Origin of the sequence: Streptomyces sp. NPDC021356, assembly GCF_040641015.1 — a bacterium.
GTDB lineage: Bacteria > Actinomycetota > Actinomycetes > Streptomycetales > Streptomycetaceae > Streptomyces.
The window spans coordinates 109994-131087 of record NZ_JBFACU010000002.1; the positions used below are offsets into that span (position 1 = coordinate 109994).

The 21094-nt window shown below is 73.1% G+C and carries 17 protein-coding genes and 1 pseudogene; 9 read left to right on the plus strand and 9 right to left on the minus strand.

The window, feature by feature from the left end:
* Positions 1-9: 9 nt before the first annotated feature.
* From araD to AB0G56_RS02690, 4 genes are all read right to left on the minus strand, one after another.
* Entirely contained in the window at positions 10-1743 is a 1734-nt protein-coding gene (gene araD / locus AB0G56_RS02675) for an L-arabinonate dehydratase (RefSeq protein ID WP_360962514.1), read from the minus strand.
* Positions 1740-2651, minus strand: coding sequence for a dihydrodipicolinate synthase family protein (locus tag AB0G56_RS02680; protein ID WP_360962517.1), 912 nt, complete (start codon positions 2649-2651; stop codon positions 1740-1742). Before AB0G56_RS02680 ends, araD begins: the two co-directional genes overlap by 4 nt.
* Positions 2648-3331 (minus strand): GntR family transcriptional regulator, encoded by a 684-nt coding sequence (locus tag AB0G56_RS02685; protein ID WP_360963283.1) that lies wholly within the window; start codon positions 3329-3331, stop codon positions 2648-2650. Before AB0G56_RS02685 ends, AB0G56_RS02680 begins: the two co-directional genes overlap by 4 nt.
* A 133-nt stretch (positions 3332-3464) precedes the next feature.
* Complete coding sequence (locus AB0G56_RS02690) at positions 3465-4061, minus strand: TIGR03086 family metal-binding protein (RefSeq protein ID WP_360962520.1); 597 nt, start codon at positions 4059-4061, stop codon at positions 3465-3467.
* A gap of 246 nt (positions 4062-4307) precedes the next feature.
* On the opposite strand from AB0G56_RS02690, the pseudogene AB0G56_RS02695 reads away from it, so the two are divergent.
* Positions 4308-5549 (plus strand): annotated as a pseudogene (locus AB0G56_RS02695) (MFS transporter); the annotation flags it as partial.
* Here the strand turns inward: AB0G56_RS02695 and AB0G56_RS02700 are convergent.
* Complete coding sequence (locus tag AB0G56_RS02700; RefSeq protein WP_360962523.1) at positions 5515-6678, minus strand: hypothetical protein; 1164 nt, start codon at positions 6676-6678, stop codon at positions 5515-5517. The pseudogene AB0G56_RS02695 and the gene AB0G56_RS02700 sit on opposite strands and share 35 nt — an antisense overlap.
* Positions 6675-7616 (minus strand): 5-dehydro-4-deoxyglucarate dehydratase, encoded by a 942-nt coding sequence (locus AB0G56_RS02705; protein WP_360962525.1) that lies wholly within the window; start codon positions 7614-7616, stop codon positions 6675-6677. Before AB0G56_RS02705 ends, AB0G56_RS02700 begins: the two co-directional genes overlap by 4 nt.
* A 242-nt stretch (positions 7617-7858) precedes the next feature.
* Between AB0G56_RS02705 and AB0G56_RS02710 the strand changes: the two genes are divergently transcribed.
* The 7 genes from AB0G56_RS02710 (at position 7859) to AB0G56_RS02740 (ending at position 15414) form a co-directional block, all read left to right on the plus strand.
* Entirely contained in the window at positions 7859-8668 is an 810-nt protein-coding gene (locus AB0G56_RS02710) for an NAD(P)-dependent oxidoreductase (RefSeq protein ID WP_360962528.1), read from the plus strand.
* A gap of 297 nt (positions 8669-8965) precedes the next feature.
* On the plus strand, positions 8966-9736 hold the full coding sequence (locus AB0G56_RS02715) for a DeoR/GlpR family DNA-binding transcription regulator (RefSeq protein WP_360962531.1): 771 nt from the start codon (positions 8966-8968) through the stop codon (positions 9734-9736).
* A gap of 112 nt (positions 9737-9848) precedes the next feature.
* Positions 9849-11222: a sugar ABC transporter substrate-binding protein gene (locus AB0G56_RS02720; RefSeq protein ID WP_360962534.1), complete on the plus strand. Its 1374-nt coding sequence runs from the start codon at positions 9849-9851 to the stop codon at positions 11220-11222.
* Positions 11219-12157: a sugar ABC transporter permease gene (locus tag AB0G56_RS02725; protein ID WP_360962537.1), complete on the plus strand. Its 939-nt coding sequence runs from the start codon at positions 11219-11221 to the stop codon at positions 12155-12157. Before AB0G56_RS02720 ends, AB0G56_RS02725 begins: the two co-directional genes overlap by 4 nt.
* Positions 12154-12978: a carbohydrate ABC transporter permease gene (locus AB0G56_RS02730; RefSeq protein ID WP_360962540.1), complete on the plus strand. Its 825-nt coding sequence runs from the start codon at positions 12154-12156 to the stop codon at positions 12976-12978. The genes AB0G56_RS02725 and AB0G56_RS02730 overlap by 4 nt, the downstream gene beginning before the upstream one ends.
* Entirely contained in the window at positions 12975-13964 is a 990-nt protein-coding gene (locus tag AB0G56_RS02735) for a zinc-dependent alcohol dehydrogenase family protein (protein WP_360962543.1), read from the plus strand. The genes AB0G56_RS02730 and AB0G56_RS02735 overlap by 4 nt, the downstream gene beginning before the upstream one ends.
* A 238-nt stretch (positions 13965-14202) precedes the next feature.
* Positions 14203-15414 (plus strand): TerD family protein, encoded by a 1212-nt coding sequence (locus tag AB0G56_RS02740; protein ID WP_360963285.1) that lies wholly within the window; start codon positions 14203-14205, stop codon positions 15412-15414.
* A 69-nt stretch (positions 15415-15483) separates the two neighbouring features.
* Here the strand turns inward: AB0G56_RS02740 and AB0G56_RS02745 are convergent, their stop codons facing one another.
* Both AB0G56_RS02745 and AB0G56_RS02750 read right to left on the minus strand, forming a co-directional pair.
* Positions 15484-16068, minus strand: a complete 585-nt coding sequence (locus AB0G56_RS02745) for a helix-turn-helix domain-containing protein (RefSeq protein ID WP_360962546.1) — start codon at positions 16066-16068, stop codon at positions 15484-15486.
* Positions 16069-16473: 405 nt separating this feature from the next.
* Entirely contained in the window at positions 16474-18015 is a 1542-nt protein-coding gene (locus tag AB0G56_RS02750; protein WP_360962549.1) for a hypothetical protein, read from the minus strand.
* A gap of 307 nt (positions 18016-18322) precedes the next feature.
* Between AB0G56_RS02750 and AB0G56_RS02755 the strand changes: the two genes are divergently transcribed.
* Positions 18323-20158: an endonuclease/exonuclease/phosphatase family protein gene (locus AB0G56_RS02755; RefSeq protein WP_360962552.1), complete on the plus strand. Its 1836-nt coding sequence runs from the start codon at positions 18323-18325 to the stop codon at positions 20156-20158.
* Between the two features lie 39 nt (positions 20159-20197).
* On the opposite strand, the gene AB0G56_RS02760 is transcribed toward AB0G56_RS02755, so the two are convergent.
* On the minus strand, positions 20198-20917 hold the full coding sequence (locus AB0G56_RS02760) for an antibiotic biosynthesis monooxygenase (protein ID WP_360962555.1): 720 nt from the start codon (positions 20915-20917) through the stop codon (positions 20198-20200).
* Positions 20918-21094 lie beyond the last annotated feature (177 nt).

Genomic DNA, 21094 nt, shown 5'->3' on the forward strand with positions numbered 1-21094 from the left:
GGCCGGGGGTCAGCCCGCGTACGGGTCCGGCACGGTGCCCGGCCGGGCCAGGAACTCGAAGTCGCAGCCGGTGTCGGCCTGGGTGATCTGGTCGGAGTAGAGGGCCCCGTAGCCGCGTTCGTAGCGCCTGGGCGGCGGCGTCCACGCGGCCCGGCGGCGCGCCAGTTCGTCGGCGTCCACCTCCAGGCGCAGGGTCCGCGCCCGGACGTCGAGGGTGATCAGGTCGCCGGTGCGCACCAGGGCGAGCGGGCCGCCGATGTACGACTCGGGTGCCACGTGCAGCACGCAGGCGCCGTAACTGGTGCCGCTCATCCGGGCGTCGGAGATCCGGACCATGTCGCGCACCCCCTGTTCGAGGAGGTGGCGGGGGATCGGGAGCATGCCGTACTCGGGCATGCCGGGGCCGCCCTGGGGGCCCGCGTTGCGCAGCACCAGCACGCTGTCGGCGGTGATGCCCAGCGACGGGTCGTCGATGGTGCGCTGCAGGGTGCGGTAGTCGTCGAAGACGACGGCCGGGCCGGTGTGCCGCAGCAGGTGCGGCGCGGCGGCGATGTGCTTGATGACGGCGCCGTCGGGGCAGAGGTTGCCGCGCAGGACGGCCACCCCGCCCTCGGGTGCGACCGGGTTGTCGCGGGGCCTGATCACGTCGTCGTCGTGGACCCGGGCGCCGGCGAGCTGTTCGCGCAGGCTGTCGTGGGCGACGGTCGGCCGGTCCAGGTGGAGCAGGTCGGGGATGCGGGAGAGGAAGCCGGGCAGGCCGCCCGCGAAGTGGAAGTCCTCCATGAGGTACTTGCTGCCGCCGGGACGGACGTCGGCGAGGACCGGGACCGTGCGGGCGATGCGGTCGAAGTCGTCGAGGGTGAGCTTCACCCCGGCCCGCCCGGCCATCGCGATCAGGTGGATGACCGCGTTGGTGGAGCCGCCGAGGCCGAGGACGGTGGTGACGGCGTCCTCGAAGGCCTCGCCGGTGAGGATGTCGCTCAGCCTGCGGCCCTTGTGGACGAGGTCGACGATCGTCATCCCGGCCCTGGCCGCCATCCGGTCGTGCCCGGAGTCCACCGCCGGGATGCTGGAGGCGCCGGGCACGGTCACCCCCAGCGCCTCGGCGGCGGCGGTGAGGGTGGAGGCGGTGCCCATCGTCATGCAGTGGCCTGGCGAGCGGGCGAGGCCGCTCTCCAGTTCGGCCATCTCGCAGTCGCCGATGAGGCCGGCCCGCTTGTCGTCCCAGTACTTCCACATGTCGGTGCCCGAGCCGAGGACCTCGCCGCGCCAGTGCCCCGGCAGCATCGGCCCGGCGGGCACGAACACGGCGGGCAGGTCGACGCTGGCCGCCCCCATGAGCAGGGCGGGCGTGGACTTGTCGCAGCCGCCCATCAGCACGGCGCCGTCGACCGGGTAGGAGCGCAGCAGCTCCTCGGTCTCCATGGCGAGCAGGTTGCGGTAGAGCATCGGCGTCGGCTTCTGGAAGGTCTCGCTGAGCGTGGCGACCGGGAACTCCAGCGGGAAACCGCCCGCCTGCCACACCCCGCGCTTGACCGCCTGGGCGCGGTCGCGCAGGTGGACGTGGCAGGGGTTGATGTCGGACCAGGTGTTGAGGATCGCGACGACCGGCTTGCCCAGGTGTTCCTCGGGCAGGTAGCCGAGCTGGCGGGTGCGGGCGCGGTGGCTGAAGGAGCGCAGGCCGTCCGTGCCGTACCACTGGTGGCTCCGCAGGTCTTCGGGACGCTTGCGCGGCGCGCTCATATCGACCACCCGGCGGCGATGGCGGCGACCTCGGCGCGCCCGCTCTCGGGCAGCGGCTTGCTCGGCGGGCGCACGTCCCGGCGGCACAGGCCGAGCGAGGCGAGGGCCTCCTTGACCACGGTGACGTTGTCGGCGGAGCCGCCCGCGGCGCGCAGCTCCTCGAAGCGGCGGATCTGCTCCCACACCTTCATCGCCGCCGGGTAGTCACCGGCCCGCAGCGACTCCAGCATGTTCAGGGAGACGGCGGGGGCCACGTTGACCAGGCCGGAGGTGAAGCCGGTGGCGCCGGCGGAGAAGTACGAGGGGGCGTACGGCTCGGCGAGGCCGGCCACCCAGACGAAGCGGTCGAGACCCGCGTCCCGGGCGAACGCGGCGAAGCGGGCCGCGTCCGGGACGGCGTACTTGACTCCGACGACGTTGGGGCAGGCGTCGGCGAGTTCGGCGAGGCGGGCGCCGGGCAGCTGGGCGTTGCGCAGGTAGGGCACGACGCCCAGTTCGGGCACGGCCTCGGCGATGGCGCGGTGGTAGTCGACCCAGCCGGCCTGGGAGACGTAGGGGTGCACGGGCTGGTGGACCATGACCATCTGCGCGCCCAGCTCGCGGGCGTGCCGGGCGCAGGCGACGGCGGTGGGGATGTCGTGGCCGACGCCGACGAGAACGCTGGCCCGGCCGGCGCTCTCCTCGACGGTCAGTTCGGTGACCAGCCGGCGCTCCTCGGGCGTGAGGGCGTAGAACTCGCCGGTGTTGCCGCACGGCGTGAGGGTGGTGATGCCGCCGTCGAGCAGGCGGCGCAGCAGGGCCCGGTGGGTGGGCCGGTCGACGGATCCGTCCGCGGCGAACGGTGTCACCGGGATCGCCACCACGTCGGCGAGGGCCGCCCGCTGGGTCTCGAAGGTCGCGCCGCTCATTTCCGGCCCTCCTCGGCGGGGGTGTCGAGCGGGTCCGGGGTGTCGAGGACCCCGGGGAAGGCCCGGTGCACGAAGGAGGCGATGTGGGCGTGGAGGGCGCGGGCCGCGCCGTCCGCGTCGCCGGCCAGGGCGAGCCGCAGGATCTCCCGGTGCTCGGCGGCCTCCTGTTCCCAGGAGGGGTCGGCGGACCAGGCCACCGCGGAGACGAGGGCGGCCTGGTCGCGGACCTCGTCGAGCATCCGGCCGAGCAGCGGGTTGCCGCAGGGCAGGTACAGGGCGCGGTGGAACTCGCGGTTGGCCAGGGAGCGTTCGGCGGTGTCCGCGGCCGCGTCGGCGCGCCGCAGCGCGTCCTGGGCGGCGTCGAGGGAGGCGGTACGGCGTACCGAGCGCCGCAGCGCCTCGGGCTCCAGCAGCAGCCGCACGTCGTAGACCTCGCGCGCCATGTCCGCGTCCACCATGCGCACGGTGACGCCCTTGTACTGGTTCATCACCACCAGTCCGGTGCCGGCCAGGGTCTTGAGCGCTTCGCGCACCGGGGTCTTCGACACCCCGAACTGCGCGGCGAGTTCGGTCTCGACCAGGGCCTGGCCGGGCGTCAGCCGCCCGGTGAGGATGCGGTGCTTGATCCCCTCCAGCACGAACTGCGTGCGGGAGGGGATCGGCGTGGGCACGGAGGTCATGAGCGCCTCTCGGATCTCGCGTATCACGTCTCATATATGACGTACGAAGTACGACGCGATGAAAGTAAGAGGGGCGCTGTGTTTCGTCAACGCTTCTGACAAAGAAATCCGGGGCTTGTGCTGTGCCGGTCGGTCAGGGACGCGGCCGCCAGTGCGGATCGCGGCCGCTCAGGCCCACCGCGCGGTCGAGGAGCGGGGCGTCCTCGGGAACGGGGACGACGGGGCCGAAGATGCCGCCGCCCTGCCCGGCGTTCCGGTCGGCCGCGGCGCGCAGGAATCCGTGCGCCGCCCGCAGCGCGGCCGGGTCCGGCTCGTAGGCCTGGCCGGTGGCGCGGGCCAGGTCCCAGCCGTGGACCACCAGCTCGTCCGCGACGACGGCACCGGCGACCCCGCCCGGCAGGTCGACGCCGCCCGCGCGGGTCATGCCGGTCCAGGCGGCCGGGTCGCGCCAGGCCTCGGCGAGGGCGTCGAGCACCCGGGGCAGTTCCTCGCGCCAGCCGGGGCCGATGTCGGGCACGGTGGTGTTCGGGCGGGTGTCGGTCGTGGCGCCCAGGTTCTTGCGGGCCGCGTCGCGAAAGGCGACGGACAGGCCGAGCAGGTGCCCGAGCAGATGCCGGGTGGCCAGGTCGGGGCAGGGCGTCGGGGCGGCGAGGTGCTCCTCGCCCACCCCCTGCGCCAGCCGCACCACGATGCGGGTCTGCGGTCCGAGGTCGAGGATCGGTTCGGTCATCGCATGCTCCTTGAGATCGCGCGGACGTCTTCCCTCGCAGGTGCGGACCGCCGCCGGCGGCGGAACTCATCGGGGGCGCCGCGAGGGAGGGTGTGGGCGTGCGCACGCCTCAGGAGGGCGGGTCTCCGGCAGGCGGGTCTCGGGAGGATGACCGGCCCCAGGGCGCCGGATTCCCGTCGTCCGACGCGGAACCCGGGGCATCCGCCCCATCCGCGCGGCGGGGCCTCAGCCCCACGATCGGCAGGCATGACGACGACTGACGTGACGGTGCCGCCGCTGCTCCGGGTGGTGCGCGACCGGCGGGCCGGCCTGTGCCTGACCGCCGTGGTGGTCTCCGGGTTCGGCACATCGGCGCTGTGGCTGGCATGCGGTGTGTGGGTCGAGGACCTCACCGGCTCCACCGGGCTGGCCGCGCTGTGCCCGCTCGCCATGTGGGCGCCCACCCTGGCCGGGCCGCTGCTGGGCACGCTCGCCGACCGCGCCCGCCGGGGGCCCCTGCTGATCGGCGTGAACCTGTTGCTCGCGGCGCTGCTCCTGCCCCTCCTCGCCGTCGGCTCCCCCGGCCGGCTCTGGCTGCTGTACGCGGTGCTGTTCCTCTACGGCGCCTTGGGCCTGGTGGCCGACGCCGCCCAGTCCGCGCTGGTCGCCGAGGCGGTCGCCCCGGCGCTGCTCGGTGACTTCAACGGGCTGCGGACGACCGCGACGGAGGGCATGAAGCTGCTGGCCCCACTGGCGGGCGCGGGACTGTACGCCGCGTACGGCGGCGCCTGCGTGGCACTGCTGGACGCGGCCACCTTCGTCCTGGCGGCAGGCCTGTACACGCTGCTGCGCGTCCGCGAGCAGCCGCCGGAGCGGCCGTCCGGGTCCTGGCGGGAGCACACCGCCGAGGGCGTGCGACGCCTCTGGTCCCACCCGCGGCTGCGCCCGCTGGTGCTGGCCGGCGGGGCGACGATGCTGTGCGCGGGCGTGAACGGCGCGCTGGTCTACGCGATCGTGGACTCGCTCGGCCACGCGCCCGCGTACGCCGGAGTGCTGTACGCCGTCCAGGGCGCCGGTTCGGTCCTGACCGGGCTCGTCTCGGGGTCCTGGCTGCGCCGCCTGGGCGGGCGCCGGTTCGCGGCGTACGGCATCGCCCTCACCGCTCTCGCGGTGGCCCTGCGGGCCGTACCGTCCGATCCGGTGGCCCTGGCCTGCGGCGCGGCCGTCGGAGCAGGGCTGCCCTGCGTGCTGATCGCCGTGTTCACCGCCGTGCAGCACGAGACTCCGGGCGAGCTGGTCGGCCGGGTGACGGCGACCGCCCAGACCCTCGTCCTCGCCCCGAACGTCGTGGGCCTGGCGGCCGGGGCATGGCTGGTCGCAGCGGTCGACTGCCGCCTCCTGCTCGCCGCCCTGGGCTCGCTCCTGCTGGCGGTGTCGGCGGCCCTGACCCGCGCCCCCGCACACCCGCTCCCCCTCACAACCTCCCGAGTGCCTCCCGTACCGCCCTCAGGTCCGCGTCCGAGGCCAGACCGGCGTGGTAGAGCCGGAGTTCGCACGCGCCGAGGTGCCGGGCGTGGGTGGCGTCCGTGGCGAGGCCGGCCGGGTTGCCGCCCAGGCCGGAGACGATCGTGAGGTTGGCGGCCAGGACGGCGTCCGCGCGGCCCTGTCCGGCGAAGGGCGTGAGGAGGTCCGCGCCGCCCGTGCAGGGCACCACGACACCGTCCGCCACGGCCAGGACGTGTGCGGGGTCGACACCGGCGTTGGCGCCGCAGTGGTAGGAGACCGGGTCGGCGTGCAGCAGCACCCGGAAGCCCTCGGGTGCCGCCGCCCGGACCGCCGCGACGGCCTCCTCCTGGAGGGTGCGCGCCCTGTCGTCGCGCCACGCGCGCGTGCCCGCGGCCTCGCGCGCGCCGAGCAGCTTCTCGACCGCCGGCCAGCCGCCGGTGGAGGGCGCCCCCCGCCACACCGGCTCCAGCGCGGTGCGTACGGCGTCCGCCAGCGCGTCGGCGTCCAGGTCCTGTTGCCCGTAGCCCGCCCGGCAGGTGGGGCAGAAGCACAGGGACATCAGGTACTGCCCGGCGTCGCCGAGGCCGACCCCTGCGGTCTTGTCGTGGGCGTGCAGGTGGGCGAGGCCGTACCAGCCGAGGGACTCCAGTTCGGTGCCGCGGGCGCCGGGCCGTACGGCGGCCTCGGCGGCGAGGTCGACGAGGTAGGCGCGCGTGGCGGGCTGGGCGATGCACGGTGCCCACGGGTAGCGGTCGCCGTAGGCGTTGACGACGGAGGTGTCCGGGTGTTCGGCGCCGAGCCGGGAGTTGTGCGCGAGGACCACCCAGGTGTGCACCTCCAGACCGGCCGCGGTCAGCGCCTCGGCCGCCTCGCCGTACGCGTCCCCGGGCGCCCAGTCACCGGCGGGGTGGGGCCGCGGGGTCCGCCCCTGCCAGCGGCTGCCGGGCGGGTAGAGGACGGCCGCGTACTCGGCGGTGACCACGCGGTGGCGCGGGTGGCGGGGGGTCAGCGCCCGCGTGGAGTGGTAGGCGGCGGCGAGGGTCGCCTGCGCCACGCCGAGCGCGGCGACGCGCCCGGCTGCCGCGGGGTCGCCGTTGACGTCCCAGGGGTAGACGAACGCCGACGCCCTCACGCGTCCCCCTCCAGCAGCGCGTACCCGCGCTCGATCAGCCGGGCGAGCTGCTTGACGTGGTCCTCGGCCGGTTCGTGCAGCGGCGGGCGCACCTCGCCGACGTCGAGTCCGCGCAGCCGTACGCCCGCCTTGACCAGGGAGACGGCGTACCCCCTGCCCTGGGCGCGCAGTTCGACGAACGGGCGGTAGAAGCCGTCCAGGAGCCGGTGCGCCGTCGTGTCGTCGCCGTCGCGCAGCGCCCGGTGGAAGGCGAGGGCGATCTCGGGGACGAAGCAGAAGACGGCGGAGGAGTAGAGGGTGATGCCCAGGCCCCGGTAGGCGAGCTGGGTCTGCTCGGCGGTGGGCAGGCCGTTGAAGTACAGGAAGTCGCCGGGGGCCTCGGTGCGGACGGCGCTGACGACGCGCTGCATGAGGTCCAGGTCGCCGAGGCCGTCCTTGAGGCCGATGACGCCGTCGGTGCGGGCCAGTCGGACGGCGCTGTCAGGGGTGAACACGGCGTTGTCGCGCTGGTAGACGATGACGGGCAGGGCGGTGGCGGCGGCCACTTCGCGGTAGTGCCGCAGGAGCCCTTCCTGCCCGGCGACGACGAGGTAGGGCGGCATGGCGAGCAGTCCCTCCGCCCCGGCGGCCTCGGCGAGGCGGGCGTAGCGCACGGCGAGCGCGGTGCCGTACCCGGCGCCCGCCACGACCGGGACGCGCCCCTCGGTCGCCTCGACGGCCGCGCGGACGCAGATCTCGAACTCCTCGGGCGTCAGCGCGTGGAACTCGCCGGTGCCGCAGCAGGCGAAGACGGCGGCGGCACCGGCCTCGACGCCCCCGCGCACATGGGCGCGGTAGGCGTCGAGGTCGAGGGCGCCGTCGGGGCCGTAGGCGGTGACGGGGAAGAACAGCGGACCGCTGGGGATGCTGAGGCGTTCGGCGAGGGGGGCTGACGGCACGGGCTCTCCCTAGGGCAGTCACTCACGTTTCTGATCTGCGTCCATATTCATGAACACACTCACGCTAAGCGGCCCCGCCCCGGCCGGTCAAGCGGGCAAACCGGCAAGCGGCAGCGGATTTCGCCCGCAGGCGCCACCCCGTGCACGCGGCACACTTGACGGCGTGCGCCCGGGATCCCTAGCGTGTCCACGCATGTGAACTACAGCCACGCATGCGGCTGGTTGACGCAAGGAGACCGAGGATGCCCGCTCCCCGCACCGTTCTGCTCACCGGCGCCGCCGGCGGACTCGGCACTCTGATGCGCGACCTGCTGCCGCAGTACGGCTACACGCTCCGCCTCCTCGACATGCGGCCGATCGAGGGCGAGCCGGACGCCGTCACCGCCGACCTCGGCGACAAGGCGGCCCTGCGGGCGGCGGTCCGCGGCGTCGACGCGGTCGTCCACCTCGCCGGCATCTCGCTGGAAGCCCCCTTCGAGAAGATCCTCAAGGCCAACATCGAAGGCACGTACAACCTGTACGAGGCCGCCCGCGAGGAGGGCGTCGGGCGCGTCGTCTTCGCCTCCTCCAACCACGCGATCGGCCACACGCCCCGCCCGCGCGGCGACGACCCGCTGATCCCCGTCGACACCCCGCGCCGCCCCGACACCTTCTACGGCCTGTCGAAGTCGTTCGGCGAGGACCTCGCCCAGCTCTACTGGGACAAGCACGGCCTGGAGACCGTCTCGGTGCGCATCGGCTCCTGCTTCCCCGAGCCGACCAGCGTGCGCATGCTCTCGGTGTGGATGAGCCCCGCCGACGGTGCCCGCCTCTTCCACGCCGCCCTCACCGCCGAGAACGTCGGCCACACCGTCGTCCACGGCTCCTCCGCCAACACCCGCCTGTGGTGGGACCTGTCGACCGCGCGGGCGCTCGGCTACGAGCCGCAGGACGACTCCGAGCCGTACGCCGCGAAGCTCATCGCCGAGCAGGGCGAACTCGACCCGGCCGACGAGGCACACGCCTACCTGGGCGGCCACTTCGTGACCGACCCCCCGATCTGGCCCCACTGACGGCCCCGCGGGCCCGCCGTACGGCGCGAAAACACCGCTCCGCGAGGCGGGCGGGCACCGAACGGGCCCGCCCGCCTCCGCGTACGGGCATCCGCCATGCCCGAAACCACCTCCGCCCGGACAGCCCCGCAGGTCCGCGACAAACACGCGCCCGGGCAAACGGGCGCACCCGGGCAGCATCGAGCCCGCAACAGACCTGGTCGGCGCCGCGCACCCGCTGTACAACTGTGCCCCGAGGGCCCCACCGGGCCCGAACGGGCCCGAACGGGCAGCAGGCCAGGAAGGCAGGTGCAGGCGATGGGCGCGCGGACGGCGGAGGAACGGCAGCGGGAGATCGTGCGGGCCGCGCGGGCCACCGGCCAGGTCGACGTCACCGCGCTGGCCGGCGAACTCGGCGTGGCCAAGGAGACCATCCGCAGGGACCTGCGCGCCCTGGAGGACCACGGCCTCGTCCGCCGCACCCACGGCGGGGCCTACCCGGTGGAGAGCGCGGGGTTCGAGACGACCCTCGCCTTCCGGGCCACCAGCCACGTGCCCGAGAAGCGCCGGATCGCCGCCGCGGCGGCCGAACTGATCGGGGACGCCGAGACGGTCTTCGTGGACGAGGGCTTCACCCCGCAGCTCATCGCCGAGGCCCTGCCCAGGGACCGGCCGCTGACCGTGGTCACCGCGTCCCTGCCGGTCGCGGGCGCCCTCGCCGAGGCCGCGAACGTCTCGGTGCTGCTGCTCGGCGGCCGGGTCCGCGCCGGGACGCTCGCCACCGTCGACCACTGGACGACGAAGATGCTCGCCGGCTTCGTCCTCGACCTCGCCTACATCGGCGCCAACGGCATCTCCCGTGAACACGGCCTGACCACGCCCGACCCGGCGGTGGGCGAGGTCAAGGCACAGGCGATGCGGGCCGCCCGGCGCACCGTCTTCGCCGGGACGCACACCAAGTTCGGCGCGGTCAGCTTCTGCCGGTTCGCCGAGGTCGGCGCGGTGGAGGCGATCGTGACCAGCACCCTGCTCCCGGCGTCCGAGGCCCACCGGTACGCCCTGCTGGGGCCGCAGGTCGTCCGGGTCTGACCCCCGGTGGCCCGGCCCGCCGGACCACACCGCCCTGCCACCCCTGCCGCACACCCTGCTGAACCCCTTATGTACGGATATAAACCACCTCCCCTATGTCCAGGAGCGATCCATGCGAACCCAGAGCCGACGGCGGCCACCGCGAGCGACACTCGCCCTGGCCGCCGCAGGGACGCTGCTCGCCCCGCTGCTCTCCGGCTGCTGGGTCGGGGCGGGCGGAGCCGGTTCCGGCGGCGACTCCATCAACGTGCTGATGGTCAACAACCCGCAGATGACGGAGTTGCAGAAGCTCACCGCCGCGCACTTCACCAAGGAGACCGGCATCAAGGTGAACTTCACCGTGCTGCCGGAGAACGACGTGCGCGACAAGATCAGCCAGGACTTCGCCAACCAGGCGGGCCAGTACGACGTGGCCACCCTGTCCAACTACGAGATCCCGATCTACGCCCGCAACGGCTGGCTGCACGCCATGGACTCCTACGTCGCCCGGGACCGGGCCTTCGACCAGGGGGACGTCCTCGCGCCGATGCGCCAGTCCCTCACCGCCGACGACGGCAAGCTCTACGGCGAGCCGTTCTACGGCGAGTCGTCCTTCCTCATGTACCGCAAGGACGTGTTCGCGGCCAAGGGCCTGACCATGCCCGCGCACCCCACCTGGCAGCAGATCGCCGGCCTCGCGGCGAAGGCCGACGGCGCCCGGCCCGGGATGAAGGGCATCTGCCTGCGCGGACTGCCCGGCTGGGGCGAGCTGATGGCACCGCTCACCACGGTCGTGAACACCTTCGGCGGCACCTGGTTCGACAAGGACTGGAAGGCGCACCTGGACTCGCCGGAGTTCACCGAGGCGACCAAGTTCTACGTCGACCTGGTCCGGCAGCACGGTGAGTCGGGCGCCGCGCAGTCCGGTTTCGCGGAGTGCCTGAACAACATGACCCAGGGCAAGGTCGCCATGTGGTACGACGCCACCAGCGCGGCCGGCTCCCTGGAGGCCAAGGGATCCCCCGTCAAGGGCAAGGTCGGCTACGCCCCCGCCCCGGTGGAGAAGACCAAGTCGTCCGGCTGGCTCTATACCTGGGCCTGGGGCATCCAGAACGCCTCCCGCAACCCCGACAAGGCCTGGAAGTTCGTCTCCTGGGCGTCCGGCAAGGAGTACGAACAGCTGGTGGGCAAGACGTACGGCTGGTCGAACGTACCGGCCGGCAAGCGCGCCTCGACCTACGAGAACCCCGCCTACCGCCAAGAGGCCGCCGCCTTCCAGGAGATGACGAAGAACGCCATCGAGAACGCCCGCCCGAACGACCCCGGCGTGCAGCCGCGCCCCGCGCCCGGCATCCAGTTCGTCGACATCCCCGAGTTCACCGACCTCGGCACCAAGGTATCCCAGGAGATCAGCGCGGCCGTCGCCGGACGCCAGTCCGTCGAGTCGGCCCTGAGGAAGTCCCAGCAGCTCGCCGAGAAGATCGCCAAGGAGTACGAGGGACGATGACCGCCACGACCACGGCCCCCGTGGCCGCCACCGAGCCGCTCACACCCCGGCAGCCCTCCCCCAGGCTGCGCGCCTGGGCCACCCGCGCCCCGCTGCTGCCCGCCCTCGTCTTCATGATCGCCGTGACCCAGCTCCCGTTCGTGGCCACGCTGGTGATCTCCTTCTTCGACTGGAACGCGCTCTACCCGAAGGCCCGCCGCTTCACCGGCCTGGACAACTACCAGCAGGTGCTCACCGACGCGGACCTGCGCCACTCGGTGTGGACGACGGTCCTGCTGACCGTGGCGGTGGTGCTGGCCAGCCTGGTCCTCGGCCTCGCGCTCGCCCTGCTCCTGGACCGCCGCTTCCCCGGCCGGGGCGCCGTGCGCACCCTGCTGATCGCCCCGTTCCTCGTCGTGCCCGTCGCCGCCGCCCTGCTGTGGAAACACGTGCTCTACAACCCCGAGTACGGCCTGCTCAACGGCCTGCTGCACTACGTCGGCGGGCCCCAGCCCGACTGGATCTCGAACACCCCGCTGCTCGCGGTCGAGGCCTCCCTGGTGTGGCAGTGGACGCCGTTCATGATGCTGATCCTGCTGGCCGGGCTGCAGAGCCGCGACCAGCAGCAGATCGAGGCCGCCCGGGTGGACGGGGCCGGCGACTGGCAGATCTTCGTCCACCTCACGCTGCCGCACCTGCGCCGCTACCTCGAACTCGGGGCGCTGCTCGGCTCGATCTACATCGTCCAGAACTTCGACGCGGTCTTCACCCTCACCTCCGGGGGCCTCGGCACCGCCAACCTGCCCTACACCGTCTACCAGAGCTTCTACCAGGCCCACGAGAACGGCCTGGCCTCCGCCGCCGGTGTCCTGGTCGTCATCGGTTCCATCGTCATCGCGACCTTCGCCCTGCGCGTGGTCTCGTCCCTGTTCCGCGAGGAGGCGTCCCGCGCATGAACGTCCTCAAGCGCAACGGTCTCGGCCTTATCGCCTGGCTGGCCGGCATCGTCTTCTTCCTGCCCATCGCCTGGATGGCGCTGACGTCCTTCCACTCGGAGGCGGACGCGGCGACCAACCCGCCCTCCTTCGCCGCCTCCCTCACCCTGGACGGCTACCGCGACTTCTTCGGCAGCGGCGGCGGCCCCAGCCCCTGGCCGGCACTGGCCAACTCGGCGGTCGCCTCGGTGGTGTCGACGCTGTTCGTCCTGGTCCTGGCCCTCCCGGCGGCGTACGCGCTGTCGATCCGGCCGGTGAAGAAGTGGACGGACGTGCTGTTCTTCTTCCTGTCCACCAAGATGCTGCCCGCGGTGGCGGGACTGCTGCCGATCTACCTGTTCGCCAAGAACGCCGGGATGCTCGACAACATCTGGCTGCTCGTCATCCTCTACACCTCCATGAACCTGCCGATCGCGGTGTGGATGATGCAGTCCTTCCTCGCCGAGGTGCCCGTCGCGGTGATCGAGGCGGCCCGGGTGGACGGCGCGCGCCTGCCCACGATCCTGGCCCGGGTGGTCACCCCCATCGCCGTCCCCGGCATCGCGGCGACGGCACTGATCTGCTTCATCTTCAGCTGGAACGAACTGCTCTTCGCACGGGTGCTCACCGGCGTGGTCGCCGAGACCGCCCCCGTCTTCCTGACCGGCTTCATCACCAGCCAGGGCCTGTTCCTGGCGAAGGTGTGCGCCGCGTCGCTGGTCATCTCCCTGCCGGTGCTCGCCGCGGGGTTCGCCGCCCAGGACAAACTGGTCCAGGGCCTGTCGTTGGGAGCCGTGAAATGAAGGCCGCCGTCATCGAGTCCGTGGGCCGTGCCGTCGTCACCGAGGTCCCCGACCCGACGCCCGGGCCGCGCGAGGTCGTCGTGGAGGTCGCCGCCTGCGGTCTGTGCGGGACCGACCTGCACATCCTCCAAGGTGAGTTCGCGCCCAAGCTGCCGATCGTGCCGGGCCACGAGTTCGCCGGGCGCATCGTCGCCGTCGGCACCCAGGTCACCGAGGTCGCGGCGGGCGACCGGGTGGCGGTGGACCCGTCCCTGTACTGCTACGAGTGCCGCCGGTGCCGCACCGGCCACAACAACCTGTGCGAGCGCTGGGCTGCGATCGGCGTGACGACCGCGGGCGGCGCGGCACAGTACGCGGTGGCCCCGGTCGCCAACTGCGTCAAGCTCCCCGAGCACGTCCGCACCGAGGACGCGGCCCTGATCGAGCCGCTGTCCTGCGCGGTGCGCGGCTACGACGTCCTGCAGTCCCGGCTCGGCGCCCACGTCCTGATCTACGGTTCCGGGACGATGGGCCTGATGATGCTGGAGCTGGCCAAGCGGACCGGCGCGGCGAGCGTGGACGTGGTCGACCTGAACCCCGCCCGCCTGGAGACGGCCCGCGGCCTCGGTGTCTCGGCAGCGGCCGCGAACCCGGACGAACTGGACCGCCCCGAGGGCTGGGACCTGGTCATCGACGCGACGGGCAACGCGGCGGCCATCCAGGACGGCCTGGGCCGGGTCGCCAAGGCGGGCACGTTCCTCCAGTTCGGCGTGGCCGACTACGCCACGCGCGTGGAGATCGACCCGTACCGCATCTACAACCAGGAGATCACCATCACGGGCTCGATGGCGGTCCTGCACAGCTACGAACGCGCGGCCGAGCTCTTCGCAGGCGGCGTGCTGGACCCGGACGTCTTCATCAGCGACCGGCTCCCGCTGGAGAGCTATCCGCAGGCGCTGGAACAGTTCGCGGCGGGGGTCGGCCGCAAGATCGTGGTCGTGCCGTAGGGCGCTCTTCCAGCCGGTCCGGGGGTCCCCCCTGCTCGAAGAACTCGGGGGGTCCGAGGACGAGGCCAAGGCCGATCAGCGGGGTGGGGGCAAAGCCCCAGGGACGGGAAGGGAAGGGGCGGCGGGGGCGAACTCCTTCGGGCCGCTGCGGTCCGCGCCCGCCGCCACCCGGACGGCCTCTTCCCGCTGGGTAAGGGAACGGCAAAGTGCCCTCGCTCGTTCACCCGGCATGACAGCTATGACCCCCGGCTCGAACATCCCCCTCCCCACCACCCGTGTCACGGTGGACGTGGCCGCTCCCGTGCGGCTGGACGTTTCGGGCCTGCTGCTCACCGGCGACGGCAAGGTGCGCTCGGACGACGACTTCATCTTCTACAACCAGCCCTCCGGGCCGGGCGTGACCTACCGCTCCGGCGGCGGCACCGCGCCGGACGCGATCGTCGTCGACACGGCCGCCGTACCGCCGGGCATCGAGAAGATCGTGGTCACCGCCAGCCCGGACGCCGCCGGGCAGACCTTCCAGGGCATCGAGCCCACGGCCACCATCCGCGACGCGGACGACGGCTCCCCGCTGGCCACGTTCACCCCGCCCCGGCTCGGCACCGAGACGGCGCTGGTGGTCGTGGAGATCTACCTGCGCGGCGGCCAGTGGAAGGCGCGGGCCGTCGGCCAGGGGTACGCCGACGGGCTCGCGGGCATCGCGACCGACTTCGGGGTGAGCGTGGAGGAACCGGCGCCCGTCCCGCAGCGGCCCGTTGCCCCGCCGCACCCGGGCACCCCGCCGCAGCCGACGGCTCCGCCGCCCGCCCCGCACACCCGGGTCGCCCCCTCGGACGCTCCCCCGCCCCCGGCCCCGCCCGCTCCGGACTCCGGGAAGGTCAACCTCGACAAGGGCCGGGTCAGCCTCCAGAAGAACCAGACGGTGTCCCTGGTCAAGGGCGGCCGTCCCCTGCTGTCCCAGGTGAAGATGGGCCTGGGCTGGGAGCCCGCCTTCCGGGGCGCTGACATCGATCTGGACGCCTCGGTCATCGCCTACGGCCCGCAGCGCAACCACATCGACAGCTGCTACTTCGGCAAGCTGTCCATCCTGGGCGGCGCGGTGAAGCACTCCGGCGACAACCTCACGGGCGAGGGCGCGGGCGACGACGAGGTCATCGTGGTCGACCTCGGGCGCATCCCCCAGGAGGTCACCGGCCTGGTCTTCACGGTCAACTCCTTCTCCGGCCAGAAGTTCACGGAGGTGGCCAAGGCCTACTGCCGTCTCCTCGACGCCGGCACCGAGGAGGAACTGGTCCGCTTCGACCTCACCAACGCCGAGGCCCAGACCGGCGTGATGATGGCCAAGCTCATCCGGCAGTACTCGGGCGAGTGGGAGATGACGGCGATGGGCGACTTCGTCAAGGCGCGCACCGTGCGGAACATGGTGAAGCCGGCGGCCCAGGCGCTGTAGGCGCGGCGGCAGCGGTGTGGGCGCCCCGGCACCGCCCGGCGCGGGGGCGCCCACGGCCGGTCACCGTGCTCACGCCGCCGCCCGCAGCCCCTCCAGCAGCAGGGTCAGATAGCGGCGGATGTGTGCCGCCTGCCCCGCTCCCCGCCCGTCGGCCAGCTCGGCGGCCGTCGTCACCCCGTGGGCCAGCCGCAGCAGTTCGATCGGGTCCAGGTCCGTCCGCAGGGCCCCCTCGCGCTGCGCGGCCGCCACCAGCCGGGTCGCGGCGCCCTTGAGCGACGTACCGCACACCGTGACCGCCGCCGCGCCGCCGTCCGCGACGGCCGAACCCAGCAGCGCCTTCAGACCGCGCGCCTGGATCGTCCAGACGCACAGCTCGTTCAGCCACGCCGTCAGCGCTTCGCCCGGCGGCAGCCGCCCGGCCAGCTCGCCCGCGCGGGCGGCGATCGCCTCGATCCGGTCCACGTAGGCCGCCTCCAGGAGGGCCTGCCGGTTCGGGAAGTGCCGGTACAGCGTGCCGGAGCCGACCCCGGCACGCTTGGCGATGTCGTCGAGGGAGGCGTTCTCCCCGTGCTCGGCGAAGGCCTGGGCCGCCACCCGGAGCAGCCGCTCGTAGTTGCGCCGGGCATCCGCGCGCATGGGTCTGACCTGCGCCATCCAGATCCTCCTCGCGAAGCGGAGCCGTCTGCCCAATTTACCGGGTGCCGCGGGACACGAGGCCGGCCGCCGCCAGTAACCGCTGCCTGCGCACCGGGCACCCACCATGAGCTGCGCCTCCCGAGATCAGTTCGGCAGCGGCGTGGATTCTGTGCGAAGAAGTAGCCGCGGCCCGCGCACCGGGAGGTGCGTGAAGTATTCGGTGTCCAGAGATCGAGGGCGGCTGAACCGACGTGTGGTGCTCTGCCTCTGAGCTGCACCGGCGCGTGGTGCCGGTGGCGGGATTCGAACCCGCGGCCTCCCCATCATGAGTGGAAGTAGGTCCTGCCTGTCGCACCTGGACGTACGTCACTCTAGGAGGGAGGCCGCGGGAGGGGCGAACGAATCAATCGTCCCCCGGTGCGGTCAACCGCCGTGCGCGGAGCGCGCCTTGAAGGCCGCCTTGCGGGCCTCCTTCGCGATCTTCTTGTCCGGGTGCAGCCGCCCCATCGCCTCCAGCACGTCAGCCGTGTGCGGGTGGTCCACCCGCCAGGCCGCGGCGAAGAAGCCGCTGTGCTGCTCGGCCAGGCCCTGCACCAGTGCGTGCAGTTCGTCGGACTCGCCCTCGGCGGCCAGTTGCGCGGCCACCGTGTCGATGGTGAGCCAGAAGACCATGTCCTGGGTGGGCGGGGGGACGTCGGGAAGGCCGCGCTCGGTCAGCCAGACCCGGGCGAGCCCGCCCAGTTCGGCGTCGTCGAGCACCTCGCGCAGCGCCGGTTCGGCCACGGCGCCCACCAGGGACAGGGCCTGCTGGCAGCGGAGCCGGCGCAGCGGGGCCCCGGCGTCCGTGCCGCGCGCGGCGGCGAGCAGCTCGCGCGCGGCGGTCAGGGGCTCGCGGCGCGCGAGCCACTGTTCGGTCTCGGCGTGCGTGGCCGCGGGCGGGAAGCCGGCGGTGCCGTCGAGCAGCGCGTCCGCTCCCTTGTCCGCGAGGTCGCCGACGGCCGGGGCGTCGAAGCCGGCCTCCAGGAGCCGGGCGCGCATGCCGTACAGCCCGAGCGGGGTGAGCCGCACCATGCCGTAGCGGGCGACCTCCACCTCGTCGTCGGACACCGTCGTCCCGTCGGCCGGCTCCCCGGCCCGCCCGCCGCCGGCGCCCCCGGCACTCCCGCCGTCGCCGGAGTCACCGGCACTCCCGCCGTCGCCGGAATCACCGAAGTCCCCGGCGTCCTGGGCGTCCCCGGCGTCCTCCAGAAGGGCCTCGTCCACCGGCCGGTAGTCGACGAGCCCGACCGGCTCCAGCAGCCGGAACTGGTCGTCCAGCCGCATCATCGCGTCGGAGACCTGTTCCAGTATGTCGTCGGTGGGCTCCCCCATGTCGCTGGGCACGATCATGGAGGCGGCCAGCGCCGGCAGTGGCACCGGTGCGCCGGCGGGCCCCTCCTCGCCCACGGTCAGCAGGTACAGGTTGGCGAGCACACCGTCCAGGAACTCCGCCTCGGCCTGGGGGTCCCACTCCAGCGTGGAGAGGTCGACGGCGCCGCCCTCGTCCATCGTGTCGATCAGGCCGTCCAGGTCGGGCACGCTCGCGTCGGCCAGGACGGCCTCCAGCGCGGTCAGCCAGACGGTGAGGACGTCGTGCGGCGAGCCGCCGGTGAGCAGCCGCAGTTCCGCGCCCGCCGTGACGGTGCCCTCCTCCTCGTCGGTGATCTCGACGAGGCCGGTGTCGACGGCCATCCGCCAGGCCTCGCTCGCCCGGTCTGCCGCGTCGTCGCCGCTCAGCCCCAGTTCCCCGGCGGCGGCGGGCAGTTGCTCCGGGACCAGGGCGCCACCCGCGTCCACCCGGGTCCCGGGGCCGGCCCAGCGGGCGAGCCGGGCGGCCCGGGACAGGAGCGGGGTGGCGAGGGCGTCCCGGGCCAGCTCCGGTTCAAAAGCCAGCCGCACCGGCGGCAGCGGGGACGTGTCTGACATCGGCTGGTTCTCCTAGCGGACCTGGTGACCCGGGGGTTCGGCACCCCGGGCCGAAAAGCCTGACGACTCAACCGCTCAGCCTAGACGGATTTCCACCCATGCCGCCCGGTTCATCTCCCGGACGCCGTCCGTACATGGCCGAAACCTTGACAACCCCCCTGGCCGCGCAGGAGATTGACGCGCGTAGAAATTCGGGGGACAGCTGTTCACCGACTGCTCTGCGCGCCGCGCCGCCCACCGGTCGCGGCACCCGGTTCCACGCTCCACCCTCGTCCCGGCGCTCCTGTACGTCCCCGGAGGGATTCCGTTGCCGAGCAAGTCTTCCGCGCGCCTCGCCGCGCTGACCGTCGCCGCCGTCTGCTCCGCGGCGGCACTCACCCAGATGATCGTCCTGCCCGCGCCCGCGCACGCGGACTCCGTACGCATCCACGACATCCAGGGCACCACCCGGATCTCCCCGCACGCCGGCCAGAAGGTCTCGGACGTGGCCGGAATCGTCACCGGCGTCCGTCCCTACGGCGCCTCGAAGGGCTTCTGGATGCAGGACCCCGCCCCTGACGCGGACCCGGCCACCAGCGAGGGCGTGTTCGTCTTCACCAGCTCCGCCCCGAAGGTGGCCGTGGGCGACTCCGTCACGGTCACCGGCACGGTCTCCGAGTACGTCCCCGGCGGCACCTCCTCGGGCAACCAGTCGGTCACCGAGATCACCAAGCCCGCCGTCACCGTGCTCTCCTCCGGCAACGCCGTCCCGGCCCCGGTCGTCGTCGACGCGAAGTCGGTCCCGGCCGCCTACGCCCCGGCCGGCGACAGCGCGGCCAACGGCTCGGTCAACGCCCTGCCGCTGCGCCCCTCGCGCTACGCCCTGGACTACTACGAGTCCCTGGAGGGCATGAACGTCCAGGTCACGGACGCCCGCGTGGTCACCGCCACCGACCCGTACACCGAGCTGTGGGTCACCGTGAAGCCGCACGAGAACGCCACCCGGCGCGGCGGCACGGTGTACGGCTCCTACGACTCCCAGAACACCGGCCGCCTCCAGATCCAGTCGCTCGGCGCCACCGCCGACTTCCCGGTGGCGAACGTCGGCGACACCCTCCAAGGCGCCACCACCGGGCCTGTGGACTACAACCAGTTCGGCGGCTACACGCTGGTCGCGAACCGGCTCGGCACGCTGAAGAGCGGCGGCCTGCGGCGTGAGTCGACCCGCGCGCAGTCCCGCGACGAGCTGGCGGTGGCCACCTACAACGTGGAGAACCTGGACCCGTCCGACACCACCTTCGCGGCCCACGCCTCCGCGATCGTGAACAACCTCCGCTCGCCCGACATCGTGTCCCTGGAGGAGATCCAGGACGACGACGGCGCCACCGACGACGGCACGGTGACCGCGGGCGTGACGATGGCCAAGCTGATCGACGCGATCGTCGCGGCGGGCGGCCCGCGCTACGAGTGGCGCTCGATCGACCCGGTCGACGACCAGGACGGCGGCGAGCCCGGCGGCAACATCCGCCAGGCCTTCCTGTTCAACCCGGCCCGGGTCTCCTTCACCGACCGCCCCGGCGGCACCTCCACCACCGCCGTCGGCGTGACCCGCGTGCACGGCAAGGCCGCCCTGACCGCCTCACCGGGCCGCGTCGACCCGGCGAGCGAGGCCTGGAAGTCCAGCCGCAAGCCGCTGGCCGGCGAGTTCGTCTTCCGGGGCCGCACGGTCTTCGTGATCGCCAACCACTTCGCCTCCAAGGGCGGCGACCAGGGGCTGACCTCGCAGTACCAGCCGCCGGCGCGCAGCTCGGAGACCCAGCGCCACCTCCAGGCGGCCAAGGTGAACTCCTTCGTGAAGGACATCCTGAAGGTCCAGCGGAACGCGGACGTGATCGCCCTCGGCGACATCAACGACTTCGAGTTCTCCGGCACCGCGAAGATCCTTCAGGGCCGCGGCGAGCTGTGGTCGGCGATCAAGTCGCTGCCCGCGAGCGAGCGGTACACGTACGACTACCAGGGCAACGCGCAGGTCCTGGACCAGATCCTGATCAGTCCCTCGATCCGGCACGGCCGGCGCTTCGCGTACGACAGCGTGCACATCAACTCCGAGTTCCACGACCAGATCAGCGACCACGACCCGCAGGTGCTGCGGTTCCGCCCCTAGCGGGCGACGCCCGCCCGGTCTCGTCCGCGCCGGCCGCCTTCAGGCGGGGACGAGACCGAGCGCGTGCTCGTAGCGCCTGACGGTGCTGTTCTTCAGTCCGGGCCAGTTCCGTACGCGCTGCCACTGCGCGGTCGCCGACCCGACGCCCTCACCGGGAGCCGACAGCGCTTCGGCGTGCGCCTCGGCGCTCTCCCACTGGGCGTAGTTCAGGACACGCCTGCCGTCGGTGCTCAGGTGGAAGTGGGCGGCCATCCCTGCGGGGTGCGGGGCCGGCTCCGCGGCCAGGGCCTCGAGGACCGCGTCGGCCCAGGCGCGCTGCCGGTCCGCGTCGGGGCCGTCGAACTCGACCTCGACGATGACGACGCACCCGGGGGCCCGCCCGTCCGGGCCGGCCGAGGCGCCGCGGTAGTACCGGTAGCGGCCGAGCCCGAGGCGCTCGATCCCGGGCACGGCGGTGTCGATCTCGTCGACCCGTTCCTGCCGCAGGGTCCGTACGAACGCCTCGTACGCCTGCTCGCTCGCCCACTGCGAGTGGTGGAGCAGCGTCGAGCCGTCCTCGCCCGCGTAGACGTGGTACGAGAGCAGGCCGTCCGCCGGCCAGGGCCGTCGGCCCCAGGCCTCGGCGACGGCGTCGACGGTCTGCCGCTGCCGGTCGGGCGTCCCCACCCGCCAGGTGCTGAAGAAGGGCGCGCCGACCCGCGGATCGCCGAGGTCGGGGTGGGTGCTGGTGCGGCGGGGCGTACGGGGTACGGGACTCATCGGGGCGGCCCTTCGCTGATCGGCGTCTGACGCGGACGCCCCCACTCTCCGACCTCGACCAAGGTCGAGGTCAAGGCCGGGACTGCCGCCTCGCCGAAGACGACCTGCGCCGGCCTTGCACCCTTGCGCAGCTCGCCGCCCGGGTCCACACCGCCTGCCGGTTGCCCGGGACCAACG